The organism is Paenarthrobacter sp. NPDC018779 (assembly GCF_044391085.1).
GTDB lineage: Bacteria > Actinomycetota > Actinomycetes > Actinomycetales > Micrococcaceae > Arthrobacter.
This window is the reverse complement of the sequence record NZ_JBIRZS010000045.1, coordinates 1-8,169: the sequence shown is the minus strand read 5'-3', so window position 1 is coordinate 8,169 and position 8,169 is coordinate 1. Positions and strand designations below refer to the sequence as shown.

The window sequence follows — 8,169 nt, the reverse complement described above, 5'->3', positions numbered from 1 at the left end:
GTGAATTTACGTCGTGTCGTGCTCACAAGAACACCTTCCCGCAGAATCCCACGATCCCGCTACTTCAGGTGTCCACCAACAGAGGCTAACCCCAAATCTGTGGGAGGGCGTCACCGTCCGACGCTCTCTCACCAAATGGCCCCTTTTTCGCCACGCTCTCTCAATCTGTGGGAGGGCGTCACCGTCCGACGCTCTCTCACCAAATGGCCCCTTTTTCGCAACGCTCTCTCGATCGGTGGGAGAGCGTTGGCGTTTAACGGGTGTTCGGTGATCGAGCGTTTGGGTTTAAGGGGGGTTCGGTGAGAGAGCGTTGGTTCATGTGGGGTTGGCCGGGGCTTAACCGCGGGGCGGTAGCGTCGGCGTCGTGGTTGTTGGGGCTGGGGAGAACGCACGACGGCGGTATGTCGCCTTGGGGGACTCGTTTACCGAGGGCGTTGGCGACCCGAGCGCTGTGCTCCCCAACGGCGTGCGCGGCTGGGCGGACCGGGTGGCCGAGAAGCTCGCCAAGGCTGAGCGGGGCTGGGAGTACGCCAACCTCGCCGTGCGCAGCAAGCGTCTCCGGCAGATCATCGATGAGCAGCTTGAACCGGCACTGGCCATGGAACCCACGCTCATCACCCTCTACGCCGGCGGCAACGACATCCTGGATTTCGGCACGGACATGGAAGCGCTGCTGAACGATTACGAACTGTTCGTCGCCAGGCTTGCCGGGACCGGTGCCACCCTGGTTCTCTTTACCGGCTATGACGTCAAAGTCTCCGCGGTCCTGGAGCCGTTCAAGAAGCGGAACACCCAGTACAACCAGAGGGTCCGCGACGTCGCGGAGAAGTACGGTGCGGTGCTGGTGGACTATTGGTGCTTCGACGCCTACCACGATCCCCGCATGTGGGCAGCGGACCGGCTGCACATGTCGAAGGCCGGTCACAAGTACCTGGCGGCCCGTGTCCTGGACCAGCTGAACATACCCCATAAGATCCCGCCCAAGGAATGGGATCCGCCAACCCGGATGAGCCTGCGCGAGTGGGAACGCAAGCAACGCCGCTGGGTCAACGACTGGGTGCTGCCGCTGTTCGGACGCAAGCTGCGCGGCGTCACGTTGGGGGATTCACTGAGCCCGCGCTGGCCGGAGCCCGTCAAAGTTCCGCGGAAAGGCGGCCTGAAGAAGCTCATGGAGGAAGCCAGGAAATGAAGCACCCGGTACGGTTCGTGGCCTTGGGCGATTCCTTCACGGAGGGAGTGGGGGACAACGATCTCCGGCTGCCCAACAACTGCCGGGGTTGGGCTGACAGGGTGGCCGAAGAGCTCGCACGGCATGATCCGGCCACGCGGTACTCCAACCTGGCCATTCGAGGCCGCCGCCTCCAGCGGATCATCGATGAACAGATTGAACCGGCCCTGGCCATGGAGCCAACACTGGTCACGTTCTACGCCGGCGGCAACGATCTCCTGATGGCCCGCCTGAACCTGGCCCGGCTCATGCAGGACTACGAGCAGGCAGTAAGACGCATCAAGGCCAGTGGCGCTACGGTAGTTCTTTTCACCGGGTACAACGTGCCGCTCTCACCATTGCTGGAACCGTTGAAGCTCCGCACGGCCATCTACAACAGGCACATCCGCCGCATCGCCGCCGCGTACGGGACGCTGCTGGTGGACTATTGGTGCTTCGAGAAATTCCAGGATCCGCGCATGTGGTCTCCCGACCGCCTGCACATGTCCCGGCCCGGCCATTGCTACATGGCCAAGAAAGTGCTGGAAGTCCTCGGTGCTGCGCACAACCTGACGTCGCCGGCTTTCGCACCGCTGCGGCCGCGGACGTTAACGGAGAACATCGCCGACGACGTCGCGTGGCTTAAGCGCGACGTCGGGCCCTGGCTTTCGCGCAGGGTTCGTGGCGTCTCCACCGGCGACCGCTTGGGCGCGCGGTGGCCGGAACTCATGCCAGTGGTGCTCCCGGAGAAACCGGGTACAGCGAAAGCAAGGCCTCAGGAATCCAGCAGGTTCTCGTAGCCGTCGGCGACACTGGTGGCAGTGAACTCGATGATTTCGAAGTCGGCTACACCATTGCTGTAGAAGGGATCCTTGGACAGTGACTCATCCAAGGTGAGCTTGTCCGCATTGGAGAGCAGGACTCCGCCAATGGCCGGAACGCGACGTCCGGACGCAAGGAAGACACCGGCGTCGAACGCGTCCTTAAGCCAGACCATGTGGCCCGGCCGGTGGAAGTCGACGATTTCGTCGGGAACTTTGTAGGTCAGGGAGACTACGAACATGTGGAAAGCCTACCGTTTGGTTGCCCATGGAGACCGGGGAAACCGGGGATTCTCCTAAGATGGACCCATGACTGAACCCCGCTGGCTGAACGCTGACGAACGCCGTGCCTGGTTGGCCCTGCTGAGCATCAACACCTTGCTCCCCGCAGCACTGGATACGCAGCTTCAATCGGCCGGGAAACTGTCGCTTTTCGACTACAACGTGCTGGCGATGCTCTCCGAAACCGAGGGACGCTTCCTGCCGATGAGCGAGCTGGCGGCCCGCACCAGCGCATCCTTATCACGCTTGTCGCACGTAGTCACCAAACTCCAGAAACGTGGATGGGTGGATCGGCAGGCGCACCCCCGCGATGCCCGCGTCACCGTGGCCCACCTGACCGAGGCAGGCATGAACACCATTGTGTCGCTCGCTCCGGGCCACGTGGAATCGGTGCGCACGCTCATGATGGACTCCCTCACCACGGAAGACGTTGCGGATTTGGCCCGCATCGGCGAGAAGATCGTGGCGCGGCTGGACAACAACCACTGGATCCTTCGGGACGCGCAGGCCTAGGGACTTTGTAGGCCACAGCGCGCGGGTGGCAGACTGGCGGCATGGAATTTTCTGCGCGCTACGTTGCCTTGGGGGATTCGTTCACGGAGGGTGTCGGCGACGCCGATGCCACCCGCCCCAACGGAGTCCGCGGTTGGGCTGACATCGTGGCCGGGCAGCTTGCACGCAGCAACGAAGGCTTCGGTTACGCCAACCTGGCCATCCGCGGCAGGAAACTGCGGCAGATCATGGCCGAACAGGTGGATGCCGCCGTCGAACTCAAACCCACGCTGGTGACCCTGTACGCGGGTGCGAACGACATCCTGCGGCCCAAGATCGACATCGACTCCCTGCTGCAGGATTACGACGCCGGCATCGCCAGGTTAAGCGCGACGGGTGCCACCGTGGTCCTCTTCACCGGTTTCGATGCCCGGGGTTCCAAGGTGTTCAGCACCATGCGTGGCCGGACGGCGATCTACAACGAACTGGTGCGCGAAATCGCCGAGCACCACGGGGCGTTGCTGGTGGACTACTGGCGCTTCGATGAATACGACGATTGGCGCATGTGGGACACCGACCGGATGCACATGTCCACGGCCGGGCACCTCAATATGGCGAAGCGCGTGCTGGAGGTTTTGGAACACGAACACGTGATCGAGATTCCGGAGATGGCGCCGGAACGCCTCCTGAGCCGTGCCGAAGCTGTGCGGGAAAACGCCAGGTGGGTGCGGGAATTTGCCGTTCCCTGGGTGGTCCGCCGGGTGCGGGGCACGTCCTCCGGAGACGGACTGAACCCCAAGTTTCCGGAGCTGGTCCGGCCGCTGTAGCCGTCCTAGGCGGCGCTGCGGAACCCGGGTGTTGCCATCAGCGTGTTTTCTTTGCGGACGGCCAAAACCTCCACGCCCCACTTGTCGACGGCGAGATCCAGCATCCGCGTGCCGCCGGCCACGATTGCCGTTGCCAGCACGTCTGCCGTGACGATGTCCTCCGCCGCCACTGTCACTTGGACGAACTCGGGCCGCACTGATCCGACGGCCCAGATGTGTTCCCCGCGTTCGGCGGATCCGGAGGTTGCCATGGCACTCAAACCGGCTTTGCTCCCCGGTCCGAGGGGATAGGCGCCCAACATAGCCTGGCGGTCCATCGGATCAACAATCCCGGCCAGCCACGGTTGGCCCACTCCGGGCGAGCCGCTGACGGTGACGTCCCCGCCGGCATTGAGGCACCAATCATGCAGGCCAAGGGCAGCCAAGGTGAGGGCCGCTTCGCGCATGGCCTGGGCTTTGACGATTCCGGACAGATCCAGGATTCCGTCGGATCGCTCCGCCGTGAAGGCACCTTCAGTGGCCGAACGCCACTCCGCCGCCTCGGCGTAGCTCGCCTGCATGGACTCCGACGCGTACGGCAACGTCAGCTCGCCCCTGGTCAGGCGGCTCGCTTCGGAGCCCTCGCGGTACAGGCTGAACGTCAAGTCCAGTTCGGCAAAGATGGTGCCAACGACGTCGACGGCGGACTCAAGTTCGTCGACCGCCGTTTGGGCGTAGTTGGCGCTCGCCACCGTCAGGCTCACCACGGTGCCCATGCTGCGGAACGTGCGGGCACGGAGCTGTTGTCCGTTAGAAGTGGGCTGCATCGAGGGCCGCCTGGAGGGATGTGAGGTAGGCGTCGCTGGTTACCGTCGCGCCGCCCACGGTCTGCACACTGGCAGATTGCGCCTGGAGGACTTCCGACCGCAGCACGGGAGCGGCCCGGCTGCTGATTTGGGCGGATTTCCTTTCCGCGTCGGTCAGCTGGAGCGCCGTGACCTCGGTGATCTTTCCGCCCTGGATGGTCACTCGGACCTGGACTGTACCGAAGCGGGTCTGGACCGCCGCGCCGTCGTAAGTTGCCGCCGTCGTGCTTCCGCCGGAGCTGCCACCGGAACTGGTGCCGGTTCCGCCGCTGCTTGAACCCGTTCCGCCGGCAGTGGCGCTGCTGCTGAGGCTGATGGTGGTGGCGCTGCCGGTTTCCGCGACGTGTGCGCCGGATTGCCAGCCCGCCAAAAGGATCCCCGCGGATGCCACCGCAGTGGCCATTGCTGCACGAAGTCTCACCAGTCGAACCTTTCGTAGTGGAGTTGGGCCTCCGGAACCCCGGCCGCTGTGACGTCGCGGATCACTGCTTCGGCCCACGCCGCGGGGCCGCAGACGTAGACATCGGCGTCCGCGATGTCCGGAGCGTAGGACGTGAGGTTGAATCCCGACTGGACCGCCGAGTGCGGCAGCCAACGGTGATTGCCGGCCGCTCGGGGACCGGTGAGGTGGAAGAGCGTGACGCCGCGGGCCTGGCACAGGGCCATGATTTCCTTGCCCAGGAAGAGCTCGGAGTCGTCGTGTCCGCGCAGCAGGACTGTGGCATTGCCGTGCTGGAATGGAGTGGATTCGAGCAACGACCGCAATGGCGTGATGCCGATTCCGGCGCCGATCATCACCACGCGGTTGCGGGCGCGGGCCGCCGTGCTGAACATTCCGTACGGTCCCTCAATGGCAACTTTGGTGCCGGGACGGAGGCGGGCCAGTTTGGCCGAACCGTCCCCAAGGTTCCGGACGGTGACGCGCAGTTTCCCTGCTTGGCCCGGACCGCCCGGTACAGGCTCGGCGGACAAGCTGAACGGGTGCGCTTCCCACCAATACCCGGGGGCCAGGAACCGCCAGAAGAAGAACCTCCCACCGGATCCGGACAAGCGGTGCAGGTGCAGTCCGCTCATCTCGATGCTGAAGACATCCGGGGCCACCCTGACCACGCGACTCACCGTGAGTTGGTGCCGGAAGGTTGTGATGATGGGCTGGACCACGCGATAGGACGCGAGGGCCATGCCAGTCGCGATGCAGAAGATCATCCAGTACCACCGCTGCCACGTACCCTCGGCGAAGAGCCCGCCTACGCTGAACTGGTGCGGAATCGCCGTCGCCACGGCCGCGTAGGTCAGCAGATGGATGGCGTACCAGAACTCGTACGGAAACTTCCGCCGGACTGCCACCAGCGACGTCACCACCACGGCGATGAACAGGGCCATGGAGACGAATGCCAGCCACATATCCGGCACGTTGACCCACAGGGATACGGATTCGCTGATGGGGTCCAGCCCCTCGGCCATGCCGTAGCCGATCGCGATGAGGAGCCCGTGTGCCAGCAGCAGGTACAACGCCGGCTTGCCCAGCTTCTTATGGATCTCGAGTGCGCGGTCGTGCCCGATGGTGTTATCGATGAACGGGATCCGCGCCGCCAGCAGGAGCATCAGGAGCACCAGGTCCATGCCCACCAAACCCGCCACAATGCCCATGTTCGTTGATGCCCCGGCGAGGCTGGTGAAGCCCGTCGCGCCGCCGTCGGCCAGCCATAGGGCCACCGCCGCCACCGGCGACAACCACGCGAGGCCACCCAGGACATCCTTCCTCGCCAGCCGTCGTCGGGCCTGCGGAATGAAGCGTTCGACGGCGGCAGGTGCCGTCCGCGGGGCCGGTGCCGGGGGTTCCTGCGGGGGTTCGCCCGCAGCAGTCCGGGGAGTCAGTAGCGATGTCATGGATCAAGACTCGCCGCGCATCCTTTCGATCTGCTGTGAAAGGGCTTGAGCAGGCTTATGATTCCTGATTGGTCTTAATTTCGCCGTGCCCGTAGAATAGTTAGGCGCTAGGTAGTGCGGAGCGTGTGCAATTGCTCCGGTTGGCGGTAAATGTTGGTCTGAACCAGCATCCCGTGGGCCGGTAGTTAGGGGCTCAAGTTGCGTGCATCCCTGTATCCGCCCAGTATCCCAGGATTTGCTGCAGTGGTTTTCACCGCCCTGTTCTGACACTTTCCCTCGCCGCGTCACTGCGGATGGATGTGTACTGGACGCGGACGCTGCCTGTCGCACGGTATTGCAGGAAGATCCTGCACGCCGTTACATCAAAACTTTGGAGGAGAGTCATGGCAGCACACTGCCAAGTGACCGGAGCCGAGCCGGGCTTTGGACACAGCATTTCGCACTCGCACCGCCGCAACAAGCGCCGGTTCGATCCCAACATCCAGAAGAAGCGTTACTGGGTTCCGTCCCTGCGCCGCAACGTCACCCTGACGCTGTCGGCCAAGGGCATCAAGGTAATTGACGCACGAGGCATCGACGCGGTCGTCGCCGAGATCCTGGCACGAGGAGTGAAGCTCTAATGGCAAAGGACAAGGACGTACGTCCCATCATCAAGCTCAAGTCCACTGCGGGCACGGGCTACACCTACGTTACGCGCAAGAACCGTCGTAACGACCCGGACCGCCTGGTCCTGAAGAAGTACGACCCCAAGATTCGCCAGCACGTCGAATTCCGAGAGGAGCGCTAAACACATGGCTAAGAAGTCCAAGATTGCTCGCAACGAGCAGCGCAAGGTCATCGTAGAGCGCTACGCTGCCAAGCGCCTCGAGCTGAAGAAGACCCTGGTTGACCCCAACGCGTCTGACGAAGCCCGCGAAGCTGCACGCCTCGGCCTGCAGAAGCTGCCCCGCAACGCCTCCCCGATCCGTCTGCGTAACCGCGACCAGATCGACGGCCGTCCCCGCGGCACCTTCCAGAAGTTCGGTATCTCCCGCGTTCGCTTCCGCGACATGGCTCACAAGGGTGAGCTGCCGGGTATCACCAAGTCTTCCTGGTAAGCACCAAGCTCTGAAAGGGCCGGTAACCGTTTGGTTGCCGGCCCTTTCGGCGTTTAAGCCCGGCTCTTTGGCGGCCCTACCACCCGGACGCTCTCTCACCGAACCCCCCTTCCCGCCGGATGCTCTCTCACGGAATCGCCCTTTCCGCCGGATGCTCTCTCACCGAACCGCCGTTTGGGGCGGACGCTCTCTCACCGAATCGCCCTTTTTCGGGATCGCTCTCGCACCGAATCGCCCTTCCCGCCGGGCGCTCTCTCACGGAATCGCCGTTTGGTGCGGATGCTCTCGTAGTGGGTGCCTGTGGGGGTGGGCTGGTGTTGTGATGGGGTTCACGTGGGTTTGTTTTGGTGGTTTGGGGGGTTGGTGGTCTGGTTTGTGGTGTGTTTTCGGGGTTTTTGGGTGGTGTGGCCCGGATTTGTGTGGGGGCTGGTGGGCGTGTAATGTTTTCTGAGTCGCCGCGAGGGAGACAGCGTGAAGCTGGGTACCGCGGGTGGCCAACCCCCTTTGATAACAGCCTGGAAAACGGTTCGCTTTCGAGCGTGCCGTTGGTGGGTGGGGTCCGGTAATCGGTTCGGGAATCAGTGTGATGCTGGTTTGCGTAGTGCTGGTTGATCGGGTAAGTTTGAAAAGTTGCTCCGGAGCGATCCAGTCGTTTGGTTGGTGGTGCCGGTTAGTGTCTGTTGTTTGAGAACTCAATAGTGTGCCAAG

General features: G+C 63.4%; 11 protein-coding genes. 7 read left to right on the top strand and 4 right to left on the bottom strand.

Features of this window, described 5'->3' with window-relative positions; translation table 11 throughout:
• The first annotated feature begins 364 nt into the window (after window positions 1-364).
• On the top strand, window positions 365-1,189 hold the full coding sequence (locus ACH488_RS21785) for an SGNH/GDSL hydrolase family protein (RefSeq protein WP_397326683.1): 825 nt from the start codon (window positions 365-367) through the stop codon (window positions 1,187-1,189).
• Entirely contained in the window at window positions 1,186-2,007 is an 822-nt protein-coding gene (locus ACH488_RS21780; protein ID WP_397326682.1) for an SGNH/GDSL hydrolase family protein, read from the top strand. Before ACH488_RS21785 ends, ACH488_RS21780 begins: the two co-directional genes overlap by 4 nt.
• On the opposite strand, the gene ACH488_RS21775 is transcribed toward ACH488_RS21780, so the two are convergent.
• Window positions 1,983-2,270: a YciI family protein gene (locus ACH488_RS21775; protein ID WP_397326681.1), complete on the bottom strand. Its 288-nt coding sequence runs from the start codon at window positions 2,268-2,270 to the stop codon at window positions 1,983-1,985. The two genes, ACH488_RS21780 and ACH488_RS21775, sit on opposite strands and share 25 nt — an antisense overlap.
• 67 nt (window positions 2,271-2,337) lie before the next feature.
• On the opposite strand from ACH488_RS21775, the gene ACH488_RS21770 reads away from it, so the two are divergent.
• Both ACH488_RS21770 and ACH488_RS21765 read left to right on the top strand, forming a co-directional pair.
• Complete coding sequence (locus tag ACH488_RS21770) at window positions 2,338-2,823, top strand: MarR family winged helix-turn-helix transcriptional regulator (RefSeq protein WP_397326680.1); 486 nt, start codon at window positions 2,338-2,340, stop codon at window positions 2,821-2,823.
• A gap of 41 nt (window positions 2,824-2,864) precedes the next feature.
• Window positions 2,865-3,629, top strand: a complete 765-nt coding sequence (locus ACH488_RS21765; protein WP_397326679.1) for an SGNH/GDSL hydrolase family protein — start codon at window positions 2,865-2,867, stop codon at window positions 3,627-3,629.
• 5 nt (window positions 3,630-3,634) lie between these two features.
• Here the strand turns inward: ACH488_RS21765 and ACH488_RS21760 are convergent, their stop codons facing one another.
• From ACH488_RS21760 to ACH488_RS21750, 3 genes are read right to left on the bottom strand one after another with little or no spacing between them, the layout of a single operon-like run.
• Entirely contained in the window at window positions 3,635-4,435 is an 801-nt protein-coding gene (locus tag ACH488_RS21760; protein WP_397326678.1) for an FAD:protein FMN transferase, read from the bottom strand.
• Window positions 4,419-4,895, bottom strand: a complete 477-nt coding sequence (locus ACH488_RS21755) for an FMN-binding protein (protein ID WP_397326677.1) — start codon at window positions 4,893-4,895, stop codon at window positions 4,419-4,421. Before ACH488_RS21755 ends, ACH488_RS21760 begins: the two co-directional genes overlap by 17 nt.
• Window positions 4,892-6,364: a ferric reductase-like transmembrane domain-containing protein gene (locus ACH488_RS21750; RefSeq protein WP_397326676.1), complete on the bottom strand. Its 1,473-nt coding sequence runs from the start codon at window positions 6,362-6,364 to the stop codon at window positions 4,892-4,894. Before ACH488_RS21750 ends, ACH488_RS21755 begins: the two co-directional genes overlap by 4 nt.
• A 383-nt stretch (window positions 6,365-6,747) precedes the next feature.
• Between ACH488_RS21750 and rpmB the strand changes: the two genes are divergently transcribed.
• The 3 genes from rpmB to rpsN are packed head-to-tail and all read left to right on the top strand — an operon-like array spanning window position 6,748 to window position 7,461.
• Window positions 6,748-6,984, top strand: a complete 237-nt coding sequence (gene rpmB, locus ACH488_RS21745; RefSeq protein WP_387435675.1) for a 50S ribosomal protein L28 — start codon at window positions 6,748-6,750, stop codon at window positions 6,982-6,984.
• The gene (rpmG, locus tag ACH488_RS21740) at window positions 6,984-7,151 is read left to right on the top strand and encodes a 50S ribosomal protein L33 (protein WP_003798558.1); all 168 of its coding nucleotides are present in this window, start codon (window positions 6,984-6,986) and stop codon (window positions 7,149-7,151) included. The genes rpmB and rpmG overlap by 1 nt, the downstream gene beginning before the upstream one ends.
• Before the next feature lie 4 nt (window positions 7,152-7,155).
• The gene (gene rpsN / locus ACH488_RS21735) at window positions 7,156-7,461 is read left to right on the top strand and encodes a 30S ribosomal protein S14 (RefSeq protein WP_021474711.1); all 306 of its coding nucleotides are present in this window, start codon (window positions 7,156-7,158) and stop codon (window positions 7,459-7,461) included.
• The last annotated feature ends 708 nt before the right edge of the window (window positions 7,462-8,169 follow it).